25 protein-coding genes are annotated in these 25,890 nt (G+C 61.6%); 7 read left to right on the top strand and 18 right to left on the bottom strand.

What is annotated here, in order from left to right; all coding sequences use genetic code 11:
• The first annotated feature begins 18 nt into the window (after positions 1-18).
• Complete coding sequence (locus AC3IT6_RS09765; RefSeq protein WP_191628037.1) at positions 19-186, top strand: hypothetical protein; 168 nt, start codon at positions 19-21, stop codon at positions 184-186.
• Between the two features lie 78 nt (positions 187-264).
• Here AC3IT6_RS09765 and AC3IT6_RS09760 read toward each other — a convergent pair whose 3' ends face one another.
• Both AC3IT6_RS09760 and AC3IT6_RS09755 read right to left on the bottom strand, forming a co-directional pair.
• A complete protein-coding gene (locus tag AC3IT6_RS09760) occupies positions 265-1,014 on the bottom strand; it encodes a TerC family protein (RefSeq protein WP_223449183.1) in 750 nt (249 codons plus the stop codon).
• 29 nt (positions 1,015-1,043) lie between these two features.
• A complete protein-coding gene (locus tag AC3IT6_RS09755; protein WP_008048837.1) occupies positions 1,044-1,286 on the bottom strand; it encodes a hypothetical protein in 243 nt (80 codons plus the stop codon).
• 135 nt (positions 1,287-1,421) lie between these two features.
• Between AC3IT6_RS09755 and nhaR the strand changes: the two genes are divergently transcribed.
• Positions 1,422-2,321, top strand: a complete 900-nt coding sequence (gene nhaR, locus AC3IT6_RS09750; protein ID WP_489355087.1) for a transcriptional activator NhaR — start codon at positions 1,422-1,424, stop codon at positions 2,319-2,321.
• Here nhaR and AC3IT6_RS09745 read toward each other — a convergent pair.
• Positions 2,308-3,468, bottom strand: a complete 1,161-nt coding sequence (locus tag AC3IT6_RS09745; protein WP_150725872.1) for an MFS transporter — start codon at positions 3,466-3,468, stop codon at positions 2,308-2,310. The genes nhaR and AC3IT6_RS09745 overlap by 14 nt on opposite strands.
• Before the next feature lie 345 nt (positions 3,469-3,813).
• Between AC3IT6_RS09745 and sstT the strand changes: the two genes are divergently transcribed.
• Positions 3,814-5,046, top strand: coding sequence for a serine/threonine transporter SstT (gene sstT / locus AC3IT6_RS09740; protein WP_489355084.1), 1,233 nt, complete (start codon positions 3,814-3,816; stop codon positions 5,044-5,046).
• 172 nt (positions 5,047-5,218) lie between these two features.
• Here sstT and AC3IT6_RS09735 read toward each other — a convergent pair whose 3' ends face one another.
• The 15 genes from AC3IT6_RS09735 to AC3IT6_RS09665 form a co-directional block, all read right to left on the bottom strand.
• Positions 5,219-5,728, bottom strand: coding sequence for a DUF1993 domain-containing protein (locus AC3IT6_RS09735; protein WP_489355082.1), 510 nt, complete (start codon positions 5,726-5,728; stop codon positions 5,219-5,221).
• 76 nt (positions 5,729-5,804) lie between these two features.
• Entirely contained in the window at positions 5,805-6,680 is an 876-nt protein-coding gene (locus AC3IT6_RS09730; protein WP_489355080.1) for an SDR family oxidoreductase, read from the bottom strand.
• A 152-nt stretch (positions 6,681-6,832) separates the two neighbouring features.
• Complete coding sequence (locus tag AC3IT6_RS09725; protein WP_477777493.1) at positions 6,833-7,981, bottom strand: acetyl-CoA C-acetyltransferase; 1,149 nt, start codon at positions 7,979-7,981, stop codon at positions 6,833-6,835.
• Positions 7,982-8,169: 188 nt separating this feature from the next.
• Positions 8,170-9,225 (bottom strand): acyl-CoA dehydrogenase family protein, encoded by a 1,056-nt coding sequence (locus tag AC3IT6_RS09720; protein WP_489355078.1) that lies wholly within the window; start codon positions 9,223-9,225, stop codon positions 8,170-8,172.
• 10 nt (positions 9,226-9,235) lie between these two features.
• Entirely contained in the window at positions 9,236-10,402 is a 1,167-nt protein-coding gene (locus AC3IT6_RS09715; protein WP_489356511.1) for an acyl-CoA dehydrogenase family protein, read from the bottom strand.
• A gap of 10 nt (positions 10,403-10,412) precedes the next feature.
• The gene (locus tag AC3IT6_RS09710; RefSeq protein ID WP_489355076.1) at positions 10,413-11,168 is read right to left on the bottom strand and encodes an enoyl-CoA hydratase family protein; all 756 of its coding nucleotides are present in this window, start codon (positions 11,166-11,168) and stop codon (positions 10,413-10,415) included.
• A gap of 30 nt (positions 11,169-11,198) precedes the next feature.
• The gene (locus AC3IT6_RS09705; protein WP_110662092.1) at positions 11,199-12,266 is read right to left on the bottom strand and encodes an NAD(P)H-dependent flavin oxidoreductase; all 1,068 of its coding nucleotides are present in this window, start codon (positions 12,264-12,266) and stop codon (positions 11,199-11,201) included.
• A 2-nt stretch (positions 12,267-12,268) separates the two neighbouring features.
• Positions 12,269-13,141 (bottom strand): enoyl-CoA hydratase, encoded by an 873-nt coding sequence (locus AC3IT6_RS09700; RefSeq protein WP_489355074.1) that lies wholly within the window; start codon positions 13,139-13,141, stop codon positions 12,269-12,271.
• A gap of 23 nt (positions 13,142-13,164) precedes the next feature.
• Positions 13,165-13,953: a CoA-transferase subunit beta gene (locus AC3IT6_RS09695; RefSeq protein ID WP_489355072.1), complete on the bottom strand. Its 789-nt coding sequence runs from the start codon at positions 13,951-13,953 to the stop codon at positions 13,165-13,167.
• 12 nt (positions 13,954-13,965) lie between these two features.
• Positions 13,966-14,847 carry a CoA transferase subunit A gene (locus AC3IT6_RS09690; RefSeq protein WP_489355070.1) on the bottom strand — a complete coding sequence of 294 codons (882 nt, stop codon included), beginning with the start codon at positions 14,845-14,847 and terminating at the stop codon, positions 13,966-13,968.
• Between the two features lie 11 nt (positions 14,848-14,858).
• Positions 14,859-15,755, bottom strand: coding sequence for a VOC family protein (locus AC3IT6_RS09685; RefSeq protein WP_489355068.1), 897 nt, complete (start codon positions 15,753-15,755; stop codon positions 14,859-14,861).
• A 473-nt stretch (positions 15,756-16,228) separates the two neighbouring features.
• Positions 16,229-17,353 carry a peptidoglycan recognition protein family protein gene (locus tag AC3IT6_RS09680; protein ID WP_489355066.1) on the bottom strand — a complete coding sequence of 375 codons (1,125 nt, stop codon included), beginning with the start codon at positions 17,351-17,353 and terminating at the stop codon, positions 16,229-16,231.
• Positions 17,354-17,562: 209 nt separating this feature from the next.
• Positions 17,563-17,922 (bottom strand): DUF6124 family protein, encoded by a 360-nt coding sequence (locus AC3IT6_RS09675; RefSeq protein WP_489355064.1) that lies wholly within the window; start codon positions 17,920-17,922, stop codon positions 17,563-17,565.
• 705 nt (positions 17,923-18,627) lie between these two features.
• Positions 18,628-19,749: an LLM class flavin-dependent oxidoreductase gene (locus tag AC3IT6_RS09670; protein WP_056722369.1), complete on the bottom strand. Its 1,122-nt coding sequence runs from the start codon at positions 19,747-19,749 to the stop codon at positions 18,628-18,630.
• Positions 19,750-19,871: 122 nt separating this feature from the next.
• On the bottom strand, positions 19,872-21,056 hold the full coding sequence (locus AC3IT6_RS09665; RefSeq protein ID WP_489355062.1) for an acyl-CoA dehydrogenase family protein: 1,185 nt from the start codon (positions 21,054-21,056) through the stop codon (positions 19,872-19,874).
• A gap of 779 nt (positions 21,057-21,835) precedes the next feature.
• Here AC3IT6_RS09665 and AC3IT6_RS09660 point away from each other — a divergent pair.
• The 4 genes from AC3IT6_RS09660 to AC3IT6_RS09645 are packed head-to-tail and all read left to right on the top strand — an operon-like array spanning position 21,836 to position 25,879.
• The gene (locus tag AC3IT6_RS09660; protein WP_223449199.1) at positions 21,836-22,351 is read left to right on the top strand and encodes a flavin reductase family protein; all 516 of its coding nucleotides are present in this window, start codon (positions 21,836-21,838) and stop codon (positions 22,349-22,351) included.
• 9 nt (positions 22,352-22,360) lie between these two features.
• A complete protein-coding gene (locus AC3IT6_RS09655) occupies positions 22,361-24,040 on the top strand; it encodes an FAD-binding protein (RefSeq protein ID WP_489355060.1) in 1,680 nt (559 codons plus the stop codon).
• A complete protein-coding gene (locus AC3IT6_RS09650; protein ID WP_056722377.1) occupies positions 24,028-24,783 on the top strand; it encodes a glucose 1-dehydrogenase in 756 nt (251 codons plus the stop codon). Before AC3IT6_RS09655 ends, AC3IT6_RS09650 begins: the two co-directional genes overlap by 13 nt.
• A 13-nt stretch (positions 24,784-24,796) precedes the next feature.
• On the top strand, positions 24,797-25,879 hold the full coding sequence (locus AC3IT6_RS09645; RefSeq protein WP_489355057.1) for a 2Fe-2S iron-sulfur cluster-binding protein: 1,083 nt from the start codon (positions 24,797-24,799) through the stop codon (positions 25,877-25,879).
• The last annotated feature ends 11 nt before the right edge of the window (positions 25,880-25,890 follow it).

Raw genomic sequence — 25,890 nt, 5'->3', positions numbered from 1 at the left:
GGCAAAGAGGAGGCACAGATGAGCCTGACCATGATCATTGTGATGTTGATTGGCGGTTGGCTGGCGGTAGCCGCCGCCATGTTGTGGGGCGTGCTGCGCATTACTCGTCGCCACCATCACCCTGTCCAGCCGGCTCCTGCGCCGGAAGCGGACAAGACGCCGAACCAACACGCCAACGCCCACTGACCAGACCTTTACCCGAGACCAACAAAAACGGCCGCCTGCACTCCTTCGAGTTCAGGCGGCCGTTTCCTTTAGCGTGGGTCAGGCCTCAGTGGCTGCCCGCTTCTGCCTGGACCGGCGGGACATCATGTTCAAAACCTCGATCGAAGCCGAGAATGCCATGGCCGCATAGACGTAGCCTTTCGGTACATGGGCGCCGAAGCCTTCGGCGATCAGCGTCATGCCGATCATGATCAGGAAGCCCAGGGCCAGCATCACCACTGTCGGGTTGTCGTTGATGAACTTGGCCAGCGGATCAGCCGCCAGCAACATCACCAGGACCGACACCACCACCGCGATGACCATGATCGGCAAATGCTCGGTCATGCCGACAGCGGTAATGATGCTGTCGATGGAGAACACCATGTCCAGCATCAGGATCTGACCGATCGCGGCAGCGAAGCCCAGGGTCACGGTCGAGGTCGCCGACTTCGGATCTTCCGGTGCCGGGTCCATGCTGTGATGGATCTCGGTGGTCGCCTTCCACAACAGGAACAGGCCACCGGCAATCAGGATCATGTCTTTCCAGGAAAGCGCGTGGCCGAGAATCTCGATCACCGGATTGGTCAACTGGACGATGAACGCGATGGTGCTCAGCAAGCCAAGGCGCAGGATCAACGCCATGCCGATACCGATGCGCCGTGCCCGCTGTCGATTGTGCAAGGGCAGCTTGTTGGTCAGGATCGAGATGAAGATCAGGTTATCGATGCCGAGCACGATCTCCATCACAATCAGGGTGGCAAGGGCGACCCAGGCGGTGGGGCTGGCGGCAAGTTGTAAAAGGTAGTCCATGGGTCAGTCCTGACTCGTTGTAATACGGTTTAGATTTCCTGGGAGGAAGATTCGGTTTTTTCCGATTCTTTTTCCGATGATTCTTTTTTGCTGATCAACCCGCTGGTGGCGTCACTGAGTGCTTGCTCGGCGGCCTTGTGGGTATCGTCAATCGCCTGTTTGGCGCTTTCGGCAGCCTTGCCCATCAATTGTTGCGCGCTTTTCTCGGCCTGGTCGCAACCGGCCAGTACCAGTAAAGACGTAATCAACAGTGCCGTGGCTTTAAGCTTCATGATGCTTTCCTCGATAGAACGAACGGGACCTAAACGATGGCCCGTTGATAGCGATGCATTCTAGGGAAGTGAATACTTCAGGAAAATTCGTATTTTCAGCGGTTATACTTCGATTTTTACGAAGTGTTAGACGCCATGCTCAACTATCGGCAATTGCATTACTTCTGGGTGGTGGCCAAGACCGGCAGCATCGTGCGCGCCTGCGAGCAGCTCAATCTCACGCCACAAACCATCAGCGGGCAGATTTCATTGCTGGAACAGACCTTTGGCATCGAGTTGTTTCGGCGCGTCGGACGGCAACTCGAACTGACCGAGGCCGGCCGCCAGGCCCTGCCCTACGCCGAACAAATGTTCCAGCTCGGTGGCGAACTGGAACTGATGCTGCGGGCACAACCCAATGAACAGCAGATCCTGTTTCGCGTCGGTGTGGCCGACGTGGTGCCCAAGTCCATCGTCTATCGCCTGATCGCACCGACCATGGAGCTGAGCGAACCGCTGCGCATTACGTGCCGCGAAGACAAGCTTGAGCGTTTGTTGGCCGACCTGGCGATCCAGCGCCTGGACCTGGTGATCTCCGACAGCCCGATGCCGTCGCACCTCGACATCAAGGGCTACAGCCAGAAACTCGGTGAGTGCGGGATCAGCTTTTTCGCCACCCCTGAGCTGGCGGCCCGTTACGGCCGGGACTTCCCGCGCAACCTGCACGGTGCGCCGCTGCTGATTCCCGGGCCGGAAACCGTGGTGCGCAGCCGTTTGCAACGCTGGTTCGCCGAGCAGCAGATCCAGCCGCAGATTGTCGGTGAGTTCGACGACAGCGCCCTGATGCAGGCCTTCGGCCAATCCGGCAGCGGGATCTTCATCGGCCCGAGCGTGATTGCCGATGAAGTGCAACGCCAATATGGCGTGGAAGTGATCGGCCAGACTGACGCGGTGAGCGAGTCGTTCTATGCCATCTCAGTGGAACGCAAGGTCAAGCACCCCGGCATTGTCGCCATAACCGAAGGTGCCCGACGCGAGCTGTTTACAACGCTGTGACTTCTTCCCGGGGCTTGAAGGTCATCAGCGCGATGGCCAGCAGGATCGAAGCCAGAATGAACGCGGCGGCTGCAAAGCCAAGGCCTTGCAGGCCGACGCTGTCGATCACCCGACCACCGATCATCGCGCCCAGTCCGATACCGAGGTTGGCCCCGGCGATGTTCAACGACGCGGCGAAGGCCGGCGCTTCGGGCGCAGCTTTCATCAGGCGCACATGGCTGACCAGGAACAACGCCGCCTGGGTCACACCCCAGATGCCCATCGCCGCCGCCAGACCGAGCGGCGAATGGATGTTCGGCACCAGCGCCACCAGGCCGGCAATCATGAACGCACAGAACATCATCGACGCCATCAGCGGATGACGATCCACTGCCCGCCCGCCCAGGGAGTTGCCGATCAACCCGACCGCGCCGAAGCCCATCAGGCACCAGCCGACCACGGTACCGTTGAAGCCGGCCAGACGCTCAAGAATGTCCGCCAGATAGGTGTAGGCGGTGAACATGCCGCTGAACACAATCACTGACAACAGCACGTGACCGAGCATCAGCGGGCTGCGCAGGATCTTGAACTGCGACCGGAAGCTCACCTGATGCTGGTGCAGGTTGGTCTTGGGCAGATAGATAAACAGCAGCAACGCCTTGGCAAAGGCGATGACCGCCAGTATCGCGAAGGCACTGCGCCAGCCGAACGCATCGGAAATCAGCGTGCCCACGGGAATGCCGAACACCGTGGCGCAGACGATGCCGAAGCCGATCTTGGCGATGGCGCGACCGGCGTAATCCGGCCCGACAATGTCCACCGCCGTTTCGCTGGCCAAGGCCCAGAACACCGGCAGCCCCAATGCCGGGATCAATCGGGCAAACGCCATGACCCAGATGTTCGGCGCCAGCGCCGCGAGCGTGTTGGCCAGGCCAAACATGATCAGCACCGAGATGAACAGCTTGCGGCGCTCGAAGCGGGCGAAATACGCCGTCAGGAACGGCCCGAACGCGGCGACGGTGAAAGCGAACAGGGTCACCAGCAGGCCGGCCTGCGGGATGCTGACCTCCAGATCCCGGGCGATAGCCGGCAACAGGCCAACGATGACGAATTCCGTGGTCAGCACCGTGAAGCCGGCGGCAGACAACAGAAGAATGGGCAACAGCATGCAGAACTCCAGAAAACGACGACACCAGCGATAGCCCGAAGGCCCACTGGCAGACATGAAAATGAGGATGGCGAATCTTAACAGAGTGTTTCCGAACGCGGTTGCACGAACCTGCCTATCTCGTTGAATGCCAGGGTGGCAGTTCGTCACAGGTCTGAAAGATCGCTCCTACGCTGTGATAAAGTCCGCGCCCCTTGTGGCGAGGGAGCTTGCTCCCTCGCCACAGGAATCAGCGCTGGCATTAGCCCCGTGTTCCCCTCTCGGTTTCCCGTCTGCGGCCTGCCCTGCTTGTTGCTGCAACTGCGGCGAAACCATGCACTTATAAAAAATCAGAGATGCCGTTTTATGACTGCTTCATCCCCTTCTCTATTGCAACGCCTTAAACGCTTGAGCCTGGTCACACAGATCGTGATCGGCCTGGTAGCCGGTATTGCCCTGGCGCTGATTGCCCCCGACATGGCGAAGTCCACGGCGTTCATCGGCAAAGTGTTTGTCTCGGCGCTGAAAGCCGTCGCGCCGATTCTGGTGTTCGTGCTGGTCATGGCGTCGATTGCCAACCACAAGCACGGCCAGGAAACCCATATCCGGCCGATTCTGTTCCTGTATCTGCTGGGCACTTTCGCCGCGGCCGTGGTCGCGGTGGTTGCCAGCATGACGTTCCCGTCGAGCCTGGTGCTGTCGACCCAGGACGTCGCGGTCACAGCGCCAGGCGGGATTGGCGAAGTGTTGCAAAGCCTGTTGCTGAGCGTGGTCGATAATCCCGTCAGCGCCCTGATGAACGCCAACTTCATCGGCATTCTGGCGTGGGCCATCGGCATGGGCATTGCCATCCGCCACGCCGGCGACACTACCCGTGAAGTGCTGGGCGACCTGTCCAACGGCGTGACGGTGATCGTGCGCCTGGTGATCAGCTTCGCCCCGCTGGGCATCTTCGGCCTGGTGGCCTCGACCCTGGCCACCTCCGGCTTCGGTGCCTTGATCGGCTACGCGCACCTGCTGGCCGTGCTGCTGGGCTGCATGCTGTTCGTGGCACTGGTGATGAACCCGCTCATCGTGTTCTGGAAACTGCGTCGCAACCCGTACCCGCTGGTGCTGACCTGCCTGCGCGAAAGCGGCATCACGGCGTTCTTCACCCGTAGCTCGGCGGCGAACATTCCGGTCAACCTGGAGTTGAGCAAGCGTCTGGGCCTGCACGAAGACACCTACTCGGTATCGATCCCGCTGGGCGCGACCATCAACATGGCGGGTGCTGCGATCACCATCACCGTACTGACCCTGGCGGCCGTGCACACGCTGGGCATCGCCGTGGACATTCCTACCGCGATCCTGTTAAGCGTCGTCGCGGCGATCTGCGCCTGCGGCGCCTCGGGTGTGGCCGGTGGTTCGCTGTTGCTGATTCCACTGGCGTGCAGCCTGTTCGGCATCCCGAGCGAAATCGCCATGCAGGTGGTGGCGGTTGGTTTCATCATTGGTGTGTTGCAGGACTCGGCGGAAACCGCGCTGAACTCGTCCACCGATGTGCTGTTCACCGCGGCGGCTTGCCTGGGTGAAGAAGATAAAGCAGCACGATTGGCGTAACACCGCCGCCCCATGTGGGAGCGGGCTTGCTCGCGAAAGCGGTGTGTCAGTTAATGAAGATGTTGAAGCTGATGGCCCCTTCGCGAGCAAGCCCGCTCCCACAGGAGACCGCGTACACATGAAAAAGCCCCCGCAGCCAAAGGCTCCGGGGGCTTTTTTGTACCCGGACGGTTTAGAACGCGCCCATGTAGTCGCGCTTGCCCACTTCCACGCCGTTGTGGCGCAGCAGTGCGTAAGTGGTGGTGATGTGGAAGAAGAACTGCGGCAGGCCGTAGGTCAGCAGGTAGGACTGGCCGCTGAAGCGCTTCTCTTTAGGCGTGCCCGGGCGGGTGACGATCTCGATGCCTTCCTTGCCGTTGATCTGCTCCGGCTTGATGCTGCCGATGAAAGCCAGGGCCTTGGCGATCAGCGCTTGCAAATCCGCGAAGGTGGTTTCTGTGTCGTCGTACTTCGGCAATTCGACTTCGGCCAGGCGACCGGTAACACCCTTGCTGAAATCAACAGCGATCTGCACCTGACGCACCAGCGGGAACATGTCCGGGAACAGGCGCGCTTGCAGGAAGGCGTTAGGGTCGATGTTTTTTTCGGTGGCGTGAGCCTCGGCCTTTTTCAGTACATCGCTCAGGGCGTTGAGCATTTGCTGGAAAACAGGCACGGAAGCGTCGTACAGGGAAATGGTCATGGCAGGTCTCGTGTGGTGACGGAGGGAAACGTCGGCCGATTATAGCCGCGCGCCGCCCTCCCGAGACCGGACTTTTTCAGCTGCCGTACACTTTGGCCGCCGGAACCGCTTGCGTCATCAGTTGAGCGACGGCTTCACCCATCTCGCCGACCGCCCAACGGCCCTGGCGATCCAGCTGCGGACCACGGCGCCAGCCGTCGGCAATCGACAACTTGCCGCCCTCGACTTCGAACATCTGCCCGGTCACCTCGGCGGAAGCCTCGGAGCCCAGCCACACCACCAGCGGCGCGACGTTTTCCGGGGCGAAGTAATCGAAGCCTTCTTCAGGCTTTTTCATGGTGTCGGCGAACACTTGCTCGGTCATTCCGGTGCGCGCGGCCGGCGCCAGGGCGTTGGCGGTGATCCCGTAGCGGCGCAGTTCAGCCGCCTGCACCAGCGTCAGCGAGGCAATACCGCCCTTGGCCGCTGCATAGTTGGACTGACCGATGGAACCCTGCAACCCGGCGCCGGAGCTGGTGTTGATGATCCGCGCATCGACCTTGGCACCGCCCTTGGCCTGCTCGCGCCAGTACTTCACGGCGTGGCTGGAAATGCAGAAGTGGCCCTTGAGGTGCACGGCTACCACGGCGTCCCAGTCGGCTTCGCTGAGGCTGGCGAACATGCGGTCGCGGCAAATGCCGGCGTTATTGACCACCACGTTCAGGTCGCCGAAGGTTTCGATGGCCTGGCGCACGATCAGCCCTGCCGAGTCATAGCGGGTGATGTCGTCGCTGTTGGCCACGGCGCTGCCGCCCTGGCCGAGGATTTCGCCGACCACGGCGAGCGCCGCTTCGCGGTTGATGTCGTTGACCACCACTTTCGCGCCTTCGGCAGCGAAGGCCAGCGCGTAGGCGCGGCCCAGACCACCGCCGGCACCGGTGATGATCACGACGCGGTTTTCACAGATCTTCATATTGCTCATCCTTCAAATTCATCACGGGTCGCCGCAACTCCCTGTGGGAGCGGGCTTGCTCGCGAAGGCGGACTGTCAGCTACATCAATGTTGGCTGACCCACCGCTTTCGCGAGCAAGCCCGCTCCCACAAGTTCAGTGGGCATCTTGAAATCACAAGCGTTCGATAATCGTCACGTTGGCCTGGCCGCCGCCTTCGCACATGGTCTGCATGCCGAAGCGTCCGCCGCTGCGTTCCAGTTCATGGAGCAAGGTGCACATCAAGCGGGTTCCGGTGGCGCCCAGCGGATGGCCGAGGGCAATCGCGCCGCCGTTGACGTTGGTCTGTTCATGGGGATAACCGGTCTCTTTCAGCCAGGCCATGGCCACCGAGGCGAAGGCTTCGTTGATCTCCACGCGGTCGATGTCTTCGAGTTTCATGCCGGCACGCTTGAGCGCGTAGGCGGTGGCCGGGATCGGCGCGGTAAGCATCCAGATCGGGTCTTCGGCGCGCACGCTCAGGTGATGAATGCGTGCCCGTGGCGTCAGGCCGTAACGCTTGAGCGCCGCCTCCGAGACGATCAGCATCGCGCTGGCCGCGTCGCAGGTCTGGCTCGACACCGCGGCGGTCACCCGGTCGCAGCCGAACAGGAATTCCAGCTCGGCCATTTTTTCCAGGCTGGTCTGGCGCGGGGTTTCGTCATGCAGCACACCGGCCAGCGGCACGATTTCGCGATTGAAGCGGCCTTGCTCGATGGCCTGCAAGGCACGTCGATGGGACTCCAGCGAATAGGCTTCAAGCTGCGCCCGAGACAGGTCCCACTTTTCCGCGATCATCTGCGCCGAACGGAACTGCGTTGGCGGTTGCGCGCCATAGCGCCGTACCCAGCCTTCGGAGCCGCTGAACGGATCGGTGAAACCCAAGGGTTCGGCGGCGATCATCGCCGAGGAAATCGGGATCTGGGTCATGGTCTGCACGCCACCGGCGACGACCACGTCCTGGGTGCCGCTCATCACCGCCTGGGCGGCAAAGTGCACCGCTTGCTGGGACGAACCGCACTGGCGATCGATGGTGGTGCCCGGCACCGATTGCGACAGGCCGGCCGCCAGCCAACTGGTGCGGGCGATGTCACCGGCCAGCGGGCCAATGGTGTCGACACAGCCGAAGATCACGTCGTCGTAATCCTCGTCGGGAATGGCATTGCGCTCGACCAGCGCGCGCAACACATGGGCGCCCAGGTCGGCGGCGTGGATCTGGCTCAGACCGCCCTTGCGCCGCCCGGTGGGCGTGCGCAGGGCGTCGACGATATAAGCTTCAGGCATGGTGTATCCCGCAATAAAAGTTGAAATCAGGCGCCGATAACCTGTGGGAGCGGCGGTGCGACGACTCGACTTGCTCGCGAATGCGTCAGTTCAGTCGACAAAAATGTTGAATGTGCTGCCGCCTTCGCGAGCAAGTCGAGTCGTCGCACCGCCGCTCCCACAGGGGGTTCGTCACCCTTACTGACTGGTTAGAACGTACTGCCGGCACCCAGCGCAGGCTTGCCGTCCAGTAACGCCGCGCGTATCCGCCCTTTGTGCAGGCCGCGATCGCCCCAGACCTTGTCCAGGGCCCAGGCGCGTTTCATGAACAGATGCAAGTCGACTTCCCAGGTGTAACCCATGGCGCCGTGGGCCTGGATGGTGTTCTTCGCCGCGAGCATCGCCGCTTCCGCCGTCGCCAGCTTGGCGTGGGACACCAGCACGTCCTGCCCCGGTTGCTGCTCGGCCAGCGCATAAGCGGCGCGGTACAGCGGGCCTTTGGCGAACTCGATCTGCACCGCGACGTTAGCCATCAAGTGCTTGACCGCCTGGAACGAACCGACCGGCTTGCCGAACTGTTTGCGCTCGAAGGTGTAGTCCACCGCCAGGTCGACCATGCGTTTGGCCAGCCCCAGCAATTGCGCGGCACTGGCGAGGGCGCCACGGTTGAAGGCGGCTGCCCACAAACGCCGTCCCTGTTCACCACTGGCCACACAAGTGGCGGGAGTTGGCGTCCACTCGACCTGAAACAGTTGGCGGCTCGGGTCGACCGACTCGTTGCGGGTCAGGCGCACGGCATCACGCTCCAGCACATGCACCTCGTCGCCATGGGCCAGCAACAGCAGATCGGCGACATGGGCATCGCTGACCAGCGGATTACCCGGCTCGGAAACCGCGAGACGCGCGCGGCCCTCGGCCACTCGCGACAGCCATTTTTGTTTGAGCGGCGCGTGTTGCTCATCGAGGTCGGTGAGCAACGGCACGCCGACCAGCATGGTGTCCACCAGCGGCTCGGGCAGGCCGGCGTAACCGCATTCCTGAGCGATCAGCACGAAATCCAGCTCATTCATGCCCATGCCATCCTGCGCCTCGGGCACGGTCAGGGCAGTCAGGCCAAGCTCCACCAGTTGCGCCCAGAGTTGCTCACTGCGCCCGCTGTCGCTCTGCCACAGTTCGCGAATGCGTTCCGGGGTGACTTCGTTGATCAGGAAGCTGCGGACGTTGTCCTGAAACAGCAGTTGGTCGCGGCTGAAACTAAAGTCCATGGTCTATTCCTCAGGCACGCGGCATGCCGAGCATGCGTTCGGCAATGATGTTGCGCTGGATCTCGTTGGTGCCGGCGTAGATCGGCCCGGCCTGGGCAAACAGGAAACCTTCCAGCCAATGGCCGACGTCACCGGCGGCCGGGGCTTGCGGCAGCAGTTCGCCGCGCAGGCCGAGAATGCTCATGGCGGTGTCGTGCATGCGCTGGTCGAGTTCCGACCAGTAGATTTTGTTGGTCGACGATTCCGGCCCGATCTTGCCGCCCTGCACCAGTTTCGAGGCGGTCATGTAGGTGCTCAGGGTGTAGGCCTCGGCATCCAGCCAGGCGCGCATCACGGCCTCGCCAATGGCCGGGTCTCGGTCGGCGTGCTCACGGTTGGCCAGGTACAACTGCACCAGACGCTTGGCGGTTTCCTGGAAGCGTGCTGGTGAACGCAGCAACAAACCACGCTCGAAACCGGCGGTGGACATCGCCACGTGCCAGCCCATGCCTTCGCCACCGAGGGCGTTTTCCACCGGCACCTTGACGTCGTCGAAGAAAATTTCGGCAAAGCCCGGCAAACCGTTGAGCTGCGGAATCGGCCGCACGGTGATGCCCGGCGTGTCCAGCGGCAGCAGGATGAAGGTCAACCCGTGATGACGCTGGGACTGCGAGTCGGTACGGAAAATACCGAACGCCCAATCCGCCCACACCGCACGGGTCGACCAGGTTTTCTGGCCGTTGATCACGTAGTGGTCGCCCACCCGTTCAGCCTTGGAACGGATCGCCGCCATGTCGGAACCGGCACCCGGCTCGGACCAGGCCTGGGCCCAGATGTCCTCGCCTGTGGCCATGCGCGGCAGGAATCGCGCTTTCTGCTCTTCGCTGCCGTACTCCATCAAGGTTGGACCGAGCAGGAAGATGCCGTTCTGGTTGACCCGCGCCGGCGCCCCGGAACGGTAGTATTCCTCTTCGAAAATCAGCCATTCGATCAGGTCGCAGCCGCGCCCACCGAGTTCGGTCGGCCAAGTGACCATGCCCCAACGACCTTCATTGAGTTTGGCTTCCCAGGCGCGGTGCTGGGCAAAGCCAGGCTCGGTGTCGAACGATTGCAGCGCTTCACTCGGTACATTGGCCGCCAGCCAGGTCCGCGCCTCGACGCGAAAGGCCTGCTGGGCCGGGGTATAGGTCAGGTCCATGGATATGCCTTCAGCCGTTGAATCGGGCATCGCGTTTCTCGACGAACGAGTCGCGTGCTTCCTGAGAGTCCAGTGAGCGGTAGGCTTCGAGGGTGAAGCCCTGCTCCCAGCGGTATTTGTCTTCCAGATTGCCGTCTTCGATGCCGCTCAGCGCTTCCTTGGCCAGGCTGATCATACCGGGGCTCTTGGCGGCGATGGTGCGGGCGATCTGCAACGCGGCGTCGCGCAAGTCTTCGCGCTTGACCACCCGCTCCACCGCGCCCAGGCGGTAGGCCTCGGCGGCGTCGATGGCCTCGCCGGTGAAGTACATGTGGCGGACTTTCTGCACCGGGAACAAACGCTGCAAATGCGCACCGCCGCCCATGGCCCCGCGATCCACTTCCGGCACGCCGAAGGTGGCGCACTCGGACGCGACAATGATGTCGGCGGCGCCGCAGATGCCGATGCCGCCGCCCAGCACGAAGCCGTGCACGGCGACGATCACCGGTTTCGGGTTGCGGTGAATGGCCTTGAAGCTGTCGTAGTTGCCCTTGTTCACCGCGACGATCAGGTTGCCGTCGGCGGCCAGTTCCTTGATGTCGACCCCGGCGCAGAAGCCGTGACCTTCGGCACGGATCACGATCACCCGCACGTCGCTGTTGCGGCCCAGGCCCTCGATCTCGCTGGCGATATCGGCCCAGCCCTGGCAGTTGAAGGCATTGACCGGTGGTCGGTTGAAGACCAGTTCGGCAATGCCGTGTTCGATGCTGACGCTAAATGGTTTCATGGTTTCCTTCCTTCACAATGCATGGCCCCTTCACGACACACGGCGACACAGCTCGCCCAGGCGCGCTTCGGCGTCACGGACGATCTGTTCAATCAATTGGGCGCAGCTGGGCAAGCTGTCGATGGATGCGGCGATCTGCCCGGCGGGCAACACGCCCGCGGCCGGTTGCCCGTCGACCATGGCTTTCTGGATCACCATCGGCGCGTTGGCGGCCATGATGCTTTGCGCGGCGGTCAGCTCTCCGCTGCCGCGCATCTTCAGCGCGCTAGTGAGCAACTGGGTCAGGCTCATGCCCGTATGGCGGCGGTAGGCCAGGCCACTCTGCAAGGCCAGCAACAGGCGCTTGAGGCCGCCGCTGTTTTCCAGCTGGTTGAGCAATTCGTTGCGGATCATCCGTTGCGGCATACCGTCGATGGCGCGACTGATGATGATCGCCGCCGGGTCCTTGACCGCCAGGTAACGGGCAAGCGTCGCCTGGGGCACCGGGCTGTCGGCGCACATCAAAAAGCGAGTGCCCATGGCGATGCCTTCGGCGCCGTAGGCCAAGGCCGAAACCAGCCCTTTGCCATCCTTGAATCCGCCGGCCGCCACCACGGGCACCGACACGGCATTGACCACCTGATCAAGCAGCATCGAAGTAGGTACGGAACCGGTGTGTCCCCCGCCCTCGCCGCCCTGTACGGTCACCGCATCGGCGCCCATTTCCACGGCTTTCTGCGCATGCTTGAGCGCGCCCACCGTGGGAATGCACACCACCCCGGCGTCCTTCAGACGGCTGATCATTTGCTTGCCCGGCGAACGGCTGTAGCTGACCGCCCGGACTTTGTGGCGCAACACCAGCTCGACGATCTCGCCGGCATTGGCCTGGTACATATGGAAATTCACCCCGAACGGCTGATCGGTCAGGCGCCGGGTTTCGATAATCGCCGCTTCCATCTGCTGCGGTTCGATGGTCGCCCCGGCGAGAAAACCAAAGCCACCGGCATTGCCCGTGGCCGCCACCAGTTTCGGGTCGGCGACCCAGCCCATGGCGGTCTGGATGATCGGGTAGCGGCAACCGAGCAGTTCAGTCAAACGAGTATTCAACGAGATCGCCATGTTCACGCCTCGCCCGTTTTGCGCTGGGAACTGGCCATGGCTTTGGCGTCGTAGCCGCCGAGGCGGTCGCCGGACACCAGTTCGTTGTGGGCATGGGCGAAGTGATGCAGGCCGAACACCATGTCCATGGTTGCGCGCTTGCCCATCAGGTCTTCGGCGTTGTTCACCGCTTGCTTGCTCAGTTGCAGGCCCAGGCGCGGCATTTGCGCGATGCGCCCGGCGATGTCGAGGGTCTGTTGTTCCAGTTCGTCGCGAGCAACCACCCGATTGAGCATGCCCATCTGATAGGCCCTTGGCGCCGGCATGCGCTCGCCGAGAAAGAGAAATTCCTTGGCGATGCGCGGGTTCAATTCATGCACGTGGGCGAAATACTCCACACCGGGAATGCCCATGCGCACCACCGGATCGGCGAAATACGCATCCTCGCTGGCGACGATCAGGTCGCAGACCCAGGCCAGCATCAGCCCACCGGCAATGCACGCGCCTTGGACCATGGCGATGGTCGGCTTGGGCATCTCGCGCCAGCGACGGCACATGCCCAGATAGACTTCCTGCTCCCTGGCATAAAGAAACTCGCCGCCCGGTTTGTTCACATGGTCGTACCACAGGCTGGCGCGGTCGAAGGTCTTGTCGACGTCGCGGCCCGGGGTGCCGATGTCATGCCCGGCGGAGAAATGCTTGCCGGCACCACGCAGCACGATGACCTTCACTTCATCGTCATCGCAGGCCCGGCGAAACGCCGCGTCCAGCGCATAGGTCATCTGCGAGTTCTGCGCGTTGTGGAACTCGGGGCGGTTCATGGTGACCAGGGCCACCGCGCCACACACCTCGTAGAGCACCACATCGGCCTGTTTTTTATCGTTATGTTCAGCCATCACTTTTCTCCGCAACGCGTTGCTCAGCGTTGGCCTGGCGGGTTGTCTTTGAGTTGCAGGGCGCGCAGGTTGTGCGGGTCCAGACGCTGGATCAGCTGCAACTGCTCGGCCGTCGGCGCTGCCGTGGTCGGGCGATCGTCCGGCACGTGCAGCTCGAAGCCGGTGTTGTCCTGGACTTGCGCCGCCGTCACGCCGGGGTGCAGCGAACGGATGCGCATCTGCCGTTGCGGGCCCTGGAAATCCAGGACGCAGAGGTCGGTGATGATCAGGCGGATATCGATGTCGTCCAGCGACCAGCCCCGCGCCAGGCGGGCCGGGTTGTAGCCAACCGAGGCGACCATATCGACCTCGCCTTCGACAAACACCCGACGGTTATGGCTCGGCACGCAAAACGAGTTGGCGTGGCTGATCGAGTTACCGGGGAAACCGCGCACGCCGAGCATCTGCGCCTTGGGTTTGGCGTAGTCGCCGATGCAGGAAATGTTCGCCTGACCGTAACGGTCGATCTGGGTCGGGCCGACCAGCGCGTGGCGCTTGCCGCCCCAGACGTTGTCGAAAATCCGCGAGAAACCCATCCAGCTGTCGCGCTTGGGCTCGTAGCCCTTACGTGCACCCAAAGGCACCGGCTCGGCGACCATGTAGGCTTCGGAGTCGGTCATCAACAGTTGCGGGTTGCTGGTCAACATGGCCAGCGAAGCGGCCAGACGCGGAATCACGCCGATACCGGAGGCCAATACTTCGCCGTCTTCGCGCCAGGCTTCAGAGGCCGCGCAGATCATCAACTCAGCGAGGCTGAAATCAGTAGTGCTCATCGAAAAGGCTCCTTAGAAAATCGGCAACGGCAGTTCACGGATCGCAGCCAGGCCGCCGACCTTTTCCAGATACTGTTCGTGGGTGCAGTCGACGTAGTCGCGGACATAGCCCTGCCAGCCATCGGCCACCTGGACCGTGGCGTTGTAGGCCTTGAAGTGCGCGACGTCGAAACCGTACAGCGGCGCACAGGAAGACGGATGCGCCCCACCCGGCACGTGGGCCACGGCGGTGGTCAGGTTTCGTTCCCAGAACACTTGATGCGCATGGGCGGCGTCCTGATGGAAGTACTCGCTGTCGACCAGCTCATCGCAGGTCACGTAGGCGTGGGTCGCAGCCCGCACGAACAGGTCGTCCATGTAGTGATCCGGACCGCTGATCTGGCACACGCCGCGTTTGTCGGCACGGTCAACGTGGACCAGCGCTGCGTCGAGCTTAAGCGCCGGCATGGCCACCCAGTCCTTGCCGTCGGCATAGGGCGAGGCGATCAACTTGATCTGACGGTTGTGGCGCAGCACGTCAGTGCCCATGCCGACGGCGGTCGGAATGAACGGCACATTCATCGCCGCCGCCCGCAGGCCGAGCAGCAGCATGCCTTCGTCGATCTCCATCACTTCCAGCGCCGCTTCCTGGCGCGCCTTGCGGAAGTACGGCTCCAGCGGAATGAAATCCAGGGACACGAAGGCGAACACCAGTTTCTTGATCTTGCCGGCCGCGCAGAGCATGCCGACATCGGCCCCGCCGTAGGCAACCACGGTCAGGTCCTTGAGGTCCGAGCGCAGAATCTCGCGCACCAGCGCCATCGGCTTGCGGCGCGGGCCCCAGCCACCGATACCGATGGTCATGCCGTCACGCAGTTGGCCGACAATCTCGGCGGTGGTCATTTGCTTGTCCATCGTCTTGTTCCTCATTGGCGACCGACACTGAAGTCGTGGCCCCAGTGGCTGACTACGGTGCTTTCGAACGGCGTGTGGCGGTCCCAGTCGACCACCAGGCCGTCGCAGCCGTATTCCAGGTCAAACCCGGACGGGGTCTTGATATAGAAAGAAATCATCTGGTCGTTGGTGTGCTGGCCGAGGGTGGCCGACAGCTTCACGCCATTGGCGTGAACGCGGTCCAGCGCACGGCCGACTTCGTCCAGCGCATTGACCTCGACCATCATGTGCACGCAACCGTGGGGCATCGGGCACTCGAAAATCGCCAGCGAGTGGTGGCGGCCGTTGTTGCAGTGCAGGAAGTGAATGCGCTTTTGCGGCTCGGCCGGGTCCGGGGTGAAGCGGACTTTCATCAGGTCCGACAGGCCGAAACCCATCACTTGTTCGTAGAAGTCGCGGCAGCGTTCGAAGGCCGGGGCTGGCAATACGACGTGGCCCATGCCGAGGTCGTTGGTAACGAAACCTTTGACGCCCACTGGCGAGACGAAACGGGCGAAGTCCTGCAACGGCCCCCAGAACAGTTCGTGGCGATTGCCATCCGGGTCGCTGAAGTGCACCAGTTCCTGGACCTTGCGCAACTCGGCCTCGGTAGCTGTGCCACGGGTCACTTGCACGTCGGCCTGTTGCAGCTCGCTGACCGCCTGTTCCAGCGCCGCCTTGCCGGCCACTTCCCAGCCGCAGGCACCGAAACCGTTCTCGGCGTTCCTCTGCACCAGGATGCGGTAGTGGCGCTCGTCCATCTTCAGGTACAGGTGCTCGTCGTCATCAGAGCCGATGACCATCATGCCCAGCACCTGGCTTGCGTAATGGCGCCATTGCGCCAGGTCGCTGGATAACAGGGTGACGTAACCCAGACCACGGATATCCATGGATGCACTCCTCGTTTTACTCAGGCGGTGCCGCCCTTCGGCGACTGCCGGGGGAGACTTTATGTAGGGCCTATTCAAGCGGGTTCGGGGAGGGGCAACATCGTCCAATGGGACTAGCGGATTTGATTGGTGCAGGCATAAAAAACGGGCCATAAAGGCCCGTTTGAGGAGGGTTCGGAGGTATGAAACCTACCTTTTTTTACATTCTTCAAGCTCGTTTTGGCTTTTCAAAGTCGTAATTACGCCTAACCGATACTTGCAGTACTGGATGACCAACTGCCGCTCCGTATCGCTTAGCTCACTCAATTTTTTGTCATCTGATTCGTACGCGAAAATATTTTCAAACTTCATCTGAAGTGTCGGACTTTTCTTGATGAAAAAAACTTTTTCCGGGTACGCGTCTTCCATCTTTTCGTAAAAGCCGATGTAGAGGAAAGCGAGGAGTGCGATCGGGAAAATGATAAGTAGCGGCTTCATAATGAAGGTGGTTGCAGGTTGGTTTTGATTCGAAGGTCTCTCACCAGTTTCATCCCAATGTTGCCAGGGCATATTTTTCCTTCGCCGGCTTGCATGGGGAACTCACGGTGCCCACCCAAAGTGGTCACCCTGAAAACACTGGTCAGAGCTTGAACCAGATTCAGTAGGGTATCGATTTGTATGGCAGGGATTTTCTGGTCCATATTGCCATTCATGGTTTCAAGAGCCTGACGGGCAAGAGCAACCATATCGCCGCCTTCCTCCGCGGTTGTCAGGTTTTCCAGCAATACGATGCCAATAACACCTGTGTTGTAGTTATGTACACTTGAGCCTTTGAACCGGATGTCCCGTCCCTCAAAGACTTTACCCATACAGTCGATGCCGTAGTGGTAACCGATGTCATCAAATTTGGCCTGATGCTCGCTCTGAATCGCAAGCATTTGTCCTGCGCCGAAACCACAGCCCACACTTCTACCCGCATGGTGAAGTGCGATCATCGAGTAGTCCCAGTCGTCGACCATTTCGCCTTTTACTTCTTGAGCTCCCCAGGACGATCTTTCTACAAATTCACGACCATTTTTTCGGGCGAGCCTAATGATTGCTTCTCTCATCGCAGCTCTATCGTTGACAGTAATGGCAGTAAGGGTTGCTGGCTCGTCGGAGAGGACATCGCTCGCCTTCGCCTTGATAGCAAATTGTTGAGCCATGTTTGAGCGTTCTTGAGGTAGCGGGCTTGCGACCAGTTCGGTTTTTGGCAACGGTGGCTTGCGTTGGTCGGCAGAAGCGACAAGAGGATAATCCCACGACTCCACACGACATCGCACTCCAATGCGTGAATAGTTGCCTGTTGTGTCTTCACTCAGCGGGCTGAAAGGGTCACTGCAAACCAACAGCCAATCGCCGTCTTTCACCGTAGTCAGTATTCGTTCAATAACGTCGTACGTCAGCTGACCACGCGAACGTCCATGAGCCAGTAAAAAATCATTCAGCCCCAAGAACTCGTCACGGCGGCTCAGAAGCGCCTCTCGCACTCTGGACACGGCAAAGAATGGCGATTCGATTTGATTGAAACCAATACCTTGACGCTCGCGGTCTCGCTGATGAATAAGGCGCATCCACATAAACCATCCTCCTTAATAACGACGCACTCCAACAACATTGGTGGGCGCCGATTTCCTTGTTGAGGGTCGCAGAATAAACAGCCTATAGACCACTCAGTCAAGGTGCAGAAATCCCTGTAGGCAGAGTCGCTGTGATTACGCAATTTTGACCGTGCCGCAGTACCTGTGGGATTGAGGTTGCTCCCACAGGGGTCAGTGGTGTTGCGGCTTTATGCAGGTGGTTCGATTTGATCGAGCACGCGGTTCGCGGTGATTTCGGCCAGCATGACGCTATTGGAAATACCCAGCAGGGCATTGCGATCACCGCCCTCCAGATGATCCACCAGTTGATGCACCATCACATCCACCGAGGCCAGGGTCTCGACCAGATAGACCACCAGGGTTTCGGTCGTGGCCTCTGGGTCGACGCTGAACAGCGTGCTGATGGTTCGAGGGGTGGCTTTGATGTCGGCTGTCGAGGGGAAGTGGTAAGCGAGGGCTCGCTCGGCGGCCTCGTTGAGTTTTGTGGAATCGGGTTCGTATGGGGATGCTGGATCGGTGTCCGGCGGGTTTGGTGTGACTTTGAACATATCTCAGGTTCCTAATGATGTGCCAACCTCCTGCTGCTAAACGAAGAGGGTGGCAGCTGCACGCAGGTTAGCAGACCGGGGAACCTAAGAAGCCGGCGCGCCCAAGGGCGCCCTGCGTACAGCCACCATCAAAATACAGGCACAAAACCTGACTGATAGAAGCGTCGTACGACTTAGGTTATACCCGAGCTGCTAAACCCGATCACTGATGAGCAGTGATGCGAATCAAGTTACCGAGGGGCCCCAAGGCGCACAAGCCGGCGGATTCTGGCGTACCTGTAGGCAACGACGCAAGGCGTTGTAGCTTTCATCGAGTAACACTGACAGCCGTTAAACAGGCGCTGATTGAAGAGCACATCGGTGGCGAGAGCGGCCCCAATCCCCTGTGGGAGCGGGCTTGCTCGCGAAGGCGGTGTGTCAGGCAACATGAATGTTGAATGTGCCGGCCTCTTCGCGAGCAAGCCCGCTCCCACAGGGGATTTGCGGCGGTAAAGGTTAGTGTAGGCATAAAAAAACGGGCCTTGGGGACCCGTTGGAAAGTTGGCCTGGCGTCCGTGCCAGGCCTGAAATGCGATCAACTGTGGGAGCGGGCTTGCTCGCGAAGGCGGTGTGTCAGGCAACATATATGTTGAATGTGCCGGCCTCTTCGCGAGCAAGCCCGCTCCCACAATGGTGAAGCTGTGTTCACGCCTTTAGCGTCAACTTTCAACCCTTGCGGAAGTGCGGAATCACCTTCTCGCCAATGTTCTTCAGGGTTTCCAGCTGCGCCCACTGCGGCACGGTGCCCATCTGGCAGATGAACAGGATTTCGTCGGCGCCGGCATCGATCAGGCGCTGCACGTAGCCGATGCAATCCTCGACGGTGCCGTAGGCGTGGTTCGGGTTCATCATGGCCATGGTCGGATCGGAGAAGTCGACGCTGACTTCTTCCGAGGCGAAGCGCGACTTGATCACGCTCTGGCCGTTGCCATCGACGTAGGTGTCGTCTTTCCACTTCTCCGGGTCCGGACGCTCACCGCCGCCGTACCAGTAGCCCAGGGATTCCATGAAGTAGCGCTGGCCACGGATACCGATGCGGCGCGCTTCTGCGTTGTCGTCCAGCACGATGGCCGGGCACAGCGCGGCGATGTGGCGGTTAGGACGGAAGCCCACTTGCTTCTTCTCATCGCGGTTGTCGTAGGCCGTGTGATACACCTCGACCTTCTTGGCGATCTCTTCCGGGCCACCGAAGCCCAGCACCAGTGCGCCCATGCCGCGACCACCGGCATTTTTCAGCGACTCGGTGTTGGTGCACGCCAGGTACATCGGCGGGTGTGGATCCTGATACGGCTTTGGATGGATCGGACGCTTGGGGATCTGCACGAAGTCGCCGTTGTGCTCGATCTCGTCCTGCACGAACATTTTCGGGATCAGGTACATCATCTCGTCGATCTGCGGCTGCAAGGTCGCCAGGTCGTAGCCGAAGGTGCCGGCTTCCTGCTGGGTGCCGCCCTTGCCCACGCCAAAGTGCACACGGCCCTTGGACAACAGGTCGAGGGTGGCGATGCGCTCGGCGACTTTCACCGGGTGGTTCATCGCCGGAGGCAGGCAGACCACGCCGTGGCCGATGCCGATGCGCTCGGTTTTACCGGCAACGAACGCCAGCATGGTTTCCGGCGCGGACATGTGCGAGTAGTTGCTCAGCGCGGTGTGCTCCACGCACCAGAAGGTGTCGAAGCCCAGCTTGTCGGCCAGCACGGCCTGCTCAACGGTGTCTTCAAAAATCTTGCGGTCGCCTTCACGGCTGGAATCCACCGTCTGTGCTTCGTAAATCAGGGAAAATTTCATGGTTGATCCTTGTGCTTATTTGGATGCGCAGTCGGCGCCAGAGACCTGTGCCTTGCGCCCATGCTCAGGTATTGGCAGGGCGCTCGAATCACGCAAACGGACTAGCCGATTCGGTTAAAAAATCAGAGGAAAAAGTCGTTGCTGTCCTGCCCCATGCTCACGCCGCCGAGGTTCCAGGCGTACTTGGCCGGGCTGTTGGCGACATGGGCGCGACCGGTGTGAATGTCGCGGAAGGCACGGTTGATCGGATGGCTGCGGAAGATCGTCGAAGCACCGCTGTTGAACATCAGGTCGCCAACGGCCTTGGCGCACTTGTCGGCCACCAGCGCCGAGTCGTAACGCATCTTCACCCGCTCGGGCATGCTCAACGGCTCACCCTTCTGCGCGCGCTCCAGCATCAGGGCGAAGTTGCGATGCAGCGCGGTCTTGCACTCGTCGACGCAGACCATGGCATTGGCCAGCGCCGCTTGCGCGGCCGGGTCCTGAACCATTTTGCGACCGTCATTGACCCCGACCCGGGCGCGGTTGTGCTCGACAAACTGATCCACCGCGCCTTGCAGGGCACCGATAGCCGAGGACGAAACCGCACGCACGAAAATCTGCCCGAATGGCAGGCGGAACAAGGGCGCGGTGTTCACCGCGTTGCCCGGACTGTTCTGCATGAAACCGTCGAGGGAGCGATGAGTGCGATACTCGGGAACGAAAGCGTTCTCGACCAGAATGTCGTGGGAACCGGTGGCTTCCAGGCCCATGACGTTCCAGTTGTCGAGAATCTGGTAGTCGCTGCGCGGCACCAGGAACGTCCGGTAATCCGGCGCCCCACCCGCCTCTTCCGGCGGCACCAGCGCACCGAGGAACGCCCAGTCGCAATGCTTGCTGCCGGAAGAAAAGCCCCAGCGCCCGCTCAACTTGAAGCCACCGTCGACGCGTTCGACCTTGCCGACCGGCATATAGGAAGACGAGATCAGCACGCTGGAATCGTTGCCCCAGACATCCTGCGCGGCGCGGTCGTCAAACAGTGCCAGTTGCCAGTTGTGGATCGCCACCACCCCCAGTACCCAGGCCGAGGACATGCAGCCTTCGGCAAGGGTCATCTGTACGTCGAAGAAATCCTTGGGTTCCAGCTCATAGCCTTCCCAACGAGATGGTTGCAGGATGCGAAAGAACCCGGCGTCCTGGAAATCCTTCAGGGTTTCTTCGGGCAACTGGCCTGCTTGCGCGGCATTCAGGGCGCGTTCACGCAGGATCGGCACCAACTCCCGGGCACGTTGGCTCAGACGCTGGCGAATCAGGTCTTGGTTGAGCATTTTTATTGTTCTCCTTTGTTCACCCCATCCGCCGGGGCGCGCGTGCAACGGGGCGGGTGTAGCGCCCCTACACTGGCATTCAAGCAATGCGCAACAGAGCGGACATCCCTCAAACGGACCATATGGTTTTGGGGGAACAGGTATCAGGGGGTGTATCTGAAAGGGATGTGTTGGTTGGCAGGCCGCCATCGCGAGCAGGCTCACTCCCACAGGGGCGAGGTACATCCGACAGTTTCAGGTCGGCTGGCAGGCCGTCATCGCGAGCAAGCTCGCTCCCACAGAAAAGCAAAAACACAGCAGCCCACACCACCGCGTCGCTCTTCACCACTCATCAGGCCGAGCGTTAGCTCGCCTGCAGCTCTTGATCTTGATCCACCCGCCCCCTCGGCAGGCTGAGTGGAGGCGTTCATCCGGGGGTGGGCGCGCAGCGCCGTTCGGCGCAGCCGAACACATCGAGAGGAGGTCGCGCGAAGCCGACCGGAGGCGATGCCCCCGGATGAATGCCGGAGCGAAGGAACCCCGAGCCTTAGCGAGGGGCCGGACGTTCGGGGCGAGCGCTTTTTTTGCTTACTTTTTTTGAGGCGCTTGTTAAAAAAAGTGAGTCGCCGTAAGGGCGAAACCATAAGCCGCCGTTACCGCAGCAACGGATATGCACCCAACCACCCAAGAGCTTGGTCGGCTCAGAGGCCGCCAAGGCCTAGTCCCCTCGGACGATGTGACGACTGGACGTCAGAGCAAGAATCCATCGCACTCCCCAACCAACAAAAAGGCCCAGTGCGATGAACGACGTCAATCTCAAAGCCGACATGCTCCAGGCCATGCGCCGCCTGGCCAAGTCAGTCACCATAATCAGCACCAGCAACGGCTCCGAACGCTTCGCCATGGCCGCCACCGCGGTCGACTCCCTGAGCACCGAACCACCATCGCTGCTGATCTGCGTCAACAAGACCGCCTCGCCCCACGCCGCACTGGCGACCGGCGCCGACTTCTGCGTCAACATCCTGGGCGTCGAACAACAAGACCTGGCCAACCTGTGCAGCGGCGCAATCAAGGGCGAAGCACGCTTCGACCGCGGCAACTGGCTGACCAGCCCCGGCGGCATTCCCTACCTGGGTGACGCGCAGTCGGCGATCCTCTGCCGCCAGGACGGCCACTTCAGCTACGGCACCCACACCGTGTTCATCGGACGCATCCTGCAGATTCACACCACCGATGCGATCACCCCGCTGGTCTACCTCGACGGCAGCTACACCACCACCGCCAAACCCACTCCTTCCTTCGCTGTAGCCGGCTGAGGCCTGGACATGGACGGCGTGAACGGGTTGACGGCGTTGCGAGTGAACAGCGCCGACCAGTTGCCATGGGATGACCGCTGCGACTTGCTGATCGTCGGGTTTGGTGGTGCCGGCGCCTGTGCCGCCATCGAAGCCAGCACTCGCGGCCTGTCAGTGCTCGCACTGGATCGCTTCGAAGGCGGCGGCGCCACGGCGCTGAGCGGTGGCGTGGTCTATGCCGGCGGTGGCACGCCGTATCAGCATCAGGCTGGCTATGAAGACACCAGCGACGCCATGTTCAATTACCTGCGCCAGGAAATCGGCGAAGCGGTCAGCCACGAGACATTGCGCAATTTCTGCGACGGCAGCCGCGAGCAACTGGCCTGGCTGGAGCGCCAGGGCGCGGCGTTCGAGGCCAGCGTGCCGCCGCACAAAACCTCATACCCGAGTGACCAGTACTACCTCTATTACTCCGGCAACGAAGCCGTGCCGGCCTACGCCGCCAGCGCCAAGCCGGCGCCCCGTGGACACCGCACCAAAGGCCCGGGCATGTCCGGCGCCAGCCTGTTCGCCCCGCTCAAGGCCAGCGCCTTGCGTCACGGCGCGCGCCTGCGCAGCCAGTGCGAAGTGCGGCGACTGGTGCTCGACCTCGACGACAAGGTCCTCGGTGTCGAAGCCTGGCAATTGCCGTCGGGTAGCCGTGCCGCCAAACAACATGCGCGTCTGTCACGCTGGGCCGCCGCCATTCATATGTACGCTCCGGCGTTGGCCGACCGCTTGCACGCCCGTCAGCGTCGCATCGAACAGACCAGCGCCATTCGGCAATTGATTCGCGCCGAACAGGCGGTGTTGCTGAGCAGCGGCGGTTTTATCTTCAATCGCGATCTGGTGCGCCAACACGCGCCGCAGTACCTGGCCGGTCTGCCGCTGGGCGCCACCGGGTGCAATGGCAGCGGCATCGCCCTGGGCCAGAGCGCCGGTGGCGGCGTGGCGCGGATGGACAAGATCAGCGCCTGGCGCTTCATCAACCCGCCACTGGCCTGGGCTCGCGGGCTGATCGTCAATGCTCGCGGACAGCGATACGCCAACGAAGAAATCTACGGCGCGACCCTAGGCCACGCCATGGTCGAAGAGCAGGACGGCCGCGCCATCCTGGTGCTCAACCGTGAGCTGGTGCGCGAAGCGCTGCGTCAGGTCGGCCCCGGCAAAGTCTGGAATTTCCAGCGCCTGCCGGTGCTGCTCAATCTGCTGTTCAACGCCAAGCGCAGCAACAGCCTGGCCGGGTTGGCCAAACGCTGCAACCTGCCACCCGAACTGCTGCGCCAAAGTGTCGAACGCTACTCCCGAGCAGCACGCGGTGAGGTCGCCGACGAGTTTGGCAAATCCGCCGTAATGCTCACCAACCTCGACCAAGGCCCGTGGTACGCCCTCGACCTGTCCTTTGACAGCAAACTCTTCCCCTGCCCGGTCATCACACTCGGCGGGCTGAAGGTCTGCGAAGACAGCGGTCGGGTGCTGGACCACGCCGGCCAGCCAATAAGCGGCCTGTACAGCGCCGGCCGCAATGCGGTCGGGGTCGCTTCCAACCTGTATGTCTCCGGCCTGTCACTGGCCGACTGCATTTATTCCGGTCGCCGGGCTGCCGCCCATGTGGCCGACCAATTCGCACTTCAAACCGCACGATCAGGAGAACAACAATGCAACGTGTAGAAGGCAAAGTCTGCATCATCACCGGCGCCGCCAGCGGCATCGGTCGCGAAGACGCCCTGCTGCTGGCCCGCGAAGGCGCCAAAGTGGTACTGACCGACCTCAATGAAGAGGCCGGTCGCCAGGTGGCTGCAGAAATCGGCGCCAACGCGCTGTTCATCCGCCATGACATCGCCAGCGAAAGCGACTGGCAACACGTGGTCAAGACCACCGTCGAACACTTCGGCCGTCTCGACGTACTGGTCAACAACGCCGCGATCCTGGCGCTGGGTAGCATCGAAGACACCACCCTGGAGCTGTGGCAGAAGGTGCAGAAGATCAACGGCGAAGGCTACTTCCTCGGCTGCAAGTACGCGATCCAGGCCATGAAGGAAACCGGTGGCGGTTCGATCATCAACATGTCGTCGGTGGCGGCCTTGGGCGCGATGCCGATGTTCTGCGCCTACTCGGCGTCCAAAGGCGCGGTGGCGGCGATGACCCGTTCCATTGCGCTGCACTGCAAGCAGCAGGGCTACCGCATTCGCTGCAACAGCGTGCACCCGGATGGCGTGAACACGCCGATGACCCAGGCCCTGGCTGGTGGTCAGCCAATCCCGCAGGAAGCGCTGGACCAGGACCCGATGAACCGCATGGCCGCGCCACGGGACATTGCCAACGTGGTGCTGTTCCTGGCCGCCGACGAGTCGCGATTCGTCAACGGTGCCGAGATCCGCGTCGACAACGCCCAACTGATCAGCGGGCTCTGAGGCCGAGGTGAACATGGGCACGCAACAACAGAACCTGACCCCGGCCGAACACACGACGGCAAGCGTCTCATTGCAAGTGTGCGCGGTGATCGACGAGACCGCTGACGCGCGCTCGCTGGTGCTGGACGTACCGCCAACCCTGCGTGAGCGCTTTCGCTACAAACCGGGCCAGTTCCTGAGTTTTCGCGTGCCCTTCGCCGGCAAACTGTTGACCCGCTGCTATTCCATGGCCAGCTCGCCCTTCGCGGACGCGCTGCCCAAAGTCACGGTGAAACGGGTCGACGGTGGCCGGGTGTCGAACTGGATGAACGAAGTGCAGGTCGGCGACTGGCTGGAAGTGCTGCCACCGGCCGGACATTTCTGCCTGGACCCGCAGGCGGACACCGAAAAGCCCCTGGTCCTGTTCGGGGGCGGTTCGGGCATCACCCCGGTGTTTTCCATTCTCAAATCGGTGCTGCACAGCAGCCGGCGGCCGATCAAGTTGATCTACGCCAACCGCGATGAGGCGTCGGTGATTTTCAAGGACGAGCTGTGCCAGTTGATCAAGGCGCATCCTGATCAACTGCACGTGGTGCACGTCCTCGATTCGGTGCAGGGGTTCCTGACGGACCATCAGGTCCGTCATCTGCTGCGCGGATCGGCCGGCGGCGACTACTTCATCTGCGGGCCGGGACCGTTCATGGACACCGTGGAGCGCACGCTGCTGGCACTGGGCGAAGCGGCCGAGCGGATTCATGTCGAACGCTTCGTCTCGCCGCCGGATCCCGATGAACTGTTGGCCGAAGAGGCCCTTGCCCGCGAGGCAGCGATGGGGTCGCAGTGCGAAGCGCTGATCGTCGAGCTCGATGGCCAGCAACACGAAATCGCCTGCCAGCCCGGCGATACCTTGCTGCAAAGTTGCAAAGCCGCTGGCCTCGACGTGCCGTCGTCCTGTGAAGAAGGTTTCTGCGGGGCCTGCATGTGCGTGGTCGAGGAAGGCGAGGTTCAGTTGGCACGCAACGATGTGCTGACGCCCAAGGAACTGGCCGACGGCTGGACCCTGGCCTGCCAGAGCCGTCCGACCGGGGCGAAAGTACGCCTGAAATTCCCGGATTGAAGATACGCATA

Source organism: Pseudomonas sp. KH_017, assembly GCF_057840285.1.
This window is presented reverse-complemented; position numbering and strand designations above follow the sequence as displayed.

Bases quoted from the DNA above. Each gene is read 5' to 3' on its own strand.
- AC3IT6_RS09765 (WP_191628037.1), top strand. From the start codon at position 19: ATGAGCCTGACCATGATCATTGTGATGTTGATTGGCGGTTGGCTGGCG.
- AC3IT6_RS09760 (WP_223449183.1), bottom strand. From the start codon at position 1,014: ATGGACTACCTTTTACAACTTGCCGCCAGCCCCACCGCCTGGGTCGCC.
- AC3IT6_RS09755 (WP_008048837.1), bottom strand. From the start codon at position 1,286: ATGAAGCTTAAAGCCACGGCACTGTTGATTACGTCTTTACTGGTACTG.
- nhaR (WP_489355087.1), top strand. From the start codon at position 1,422: ATGCTCAACTATCGGCAATTGCATTACTTCTGGGTGGTGGCCAAGACC.
- AC3IT6_RS09745 (WP_150725872.1), bottom strand. From the start codon at position 3,468: ATGCTGTTGCCCATTCTTCTGTTGTCTGCCGCCGGCTTCACGGTGCTG.
- sstT (WP_489355084.1), top strand. From the start codon at position 3,814: ATGACTGCTTCATCCCCTTCTCTATTGCAACGCCTTAAACGCTTGAGC.
- AC3IT6_RS09735 (WP_489355082.1), bottom strand. From the start codon at position 5,728: ATGACCATTTCCCTGTACGACGCTTCCGTGCCTGTTTTCCAGCAAATG.
- AC3IT6_RS09730 (WP_489355080.1), bottom strand. From the start codon at position 6,680: ATGAAGATCTGTGAAAACCGCGTCGTGATCATCACCGGTGCCGGCGGT.
- AC3IT6_RS09725 (WP_477777493.1), bottom strand. From the start codon at position 7,981: ATGCCTGAAGCTTATATCGTCGACGCCCTGCGCACGCCCACCGGGCGG.
- AC3IT6_RS09720 (WP_489355078.1), bottom strand. From the start codon at position 9,225: ATGGACTTTAGTTTCAGCCGCGACCAACTGCTGTTTCAGGACAACGTC.
- AC3IT6_RS09715 (WP_489356511.1), bottom strand. From the start codon at position 10,402: ATGGACCTGACCTATACCCCGGCCCAGCAGGCCTTTCGCGTCGAGGCG.
- AC3IT6_RS09710 (WP_489355076.1), bottom strand. From the start codon at position 11,168: ATGAAACCATTTAGCGTCAGCATCGAACACGGCATTGCCGAACTGGTC.
- AC3IT6_RS09705 (WP_110662092.1), bottom strand. From the start codon at position 12,266: ATGGCGATCTCGTTGAATACTCGTTTGACTGAACTGCTCGGTTGCCGC.
- AC3IT6_RS09700 (WP_489355074.1), bottom strand. From the start codon at position 13,141: ATGGCTGAACATAACGATAAAAAACAGGCCGATGTGGTGCTCTACGAG.
- AC3IT6_RS09695 (WP_489355072.1), bottom strand. From the start codon at position 13,953: ATGAGCACTACTGATTTCAGCCTCGCTGAGTTGATGATCTGCGCGGCC.
- AC3IT6_RS09690 (WP_489355070.1), bottom strand. From the start codon at position 14,847: ATGGACAAGCAAATGACCACCGCCGAGATTGTCGGCCAACTGCGTGAC.
- AC3IT6_RS09685 (WP_489355068.1), bottom strand. From the start codon at position 15,755: ATGGATATCCGTGGTCTGGGTTACGTCACCCTGTTATCCAGCGACCTG.
- AC3IT6_RS09680 (WP_489355066.1), bottom strand. From the start codon at position 17,353: ATGTGGATGCGCCTTATTCATCAGCGAGACCGCGAGCGTCAAGGTATT.
- AC3IT6_RS09675 (WP_489355064.1), bottom strand. From the start codon at position 17,922: ATGTTCAAAGTCACACCAAACCCGCCGGACACCGATCCAGCATCCCCA.
- AC3IT6_RS09670 (WP_056722369.1), bottom strand. From the start codon at position 19,749: ATGAAATTTTCCCTGATTTACGAAGCACAGACGGTGGATTCCAGCCGT.
- AC3IT6_RS09665 (WP_489355062.1), bottom strand. From the start codon at position 21,056: ATGCTCAACCAAGACCTGATTCGCCAGCGTCTGAGCCAACGTGCCCGG.
- AC3IT6_RS09660 (WP_223449199.1), top strand. From the start codon at position 21,836: ATGAACGACGTCAATCTCAAAGCCGACATGCTCCAGGCCATGCGCCGC.
- AC3IT6_RS09655 (WP_489355060.1), top strand. From the start codon at position 22,361: ATGGACGGCGTGAACGGGTTGACGGCGTTGCGAGTGAACAGCGCCGAC.
- AC3IT6_RS09650 (WP_056722377.1), top strand. From the start codon at position 24,028: ATGCAACGTGTAGAAGGCAAAGTCTGCATCATCACCGGCGCCGCCAGC.
- AC3IT6_RS09645 (WP_489355057.1), top strand. From the start codon at position 24,797: ATGGGCACGCAACAACAGAACCTGACCCCGGCCGAACACACGACGGCA.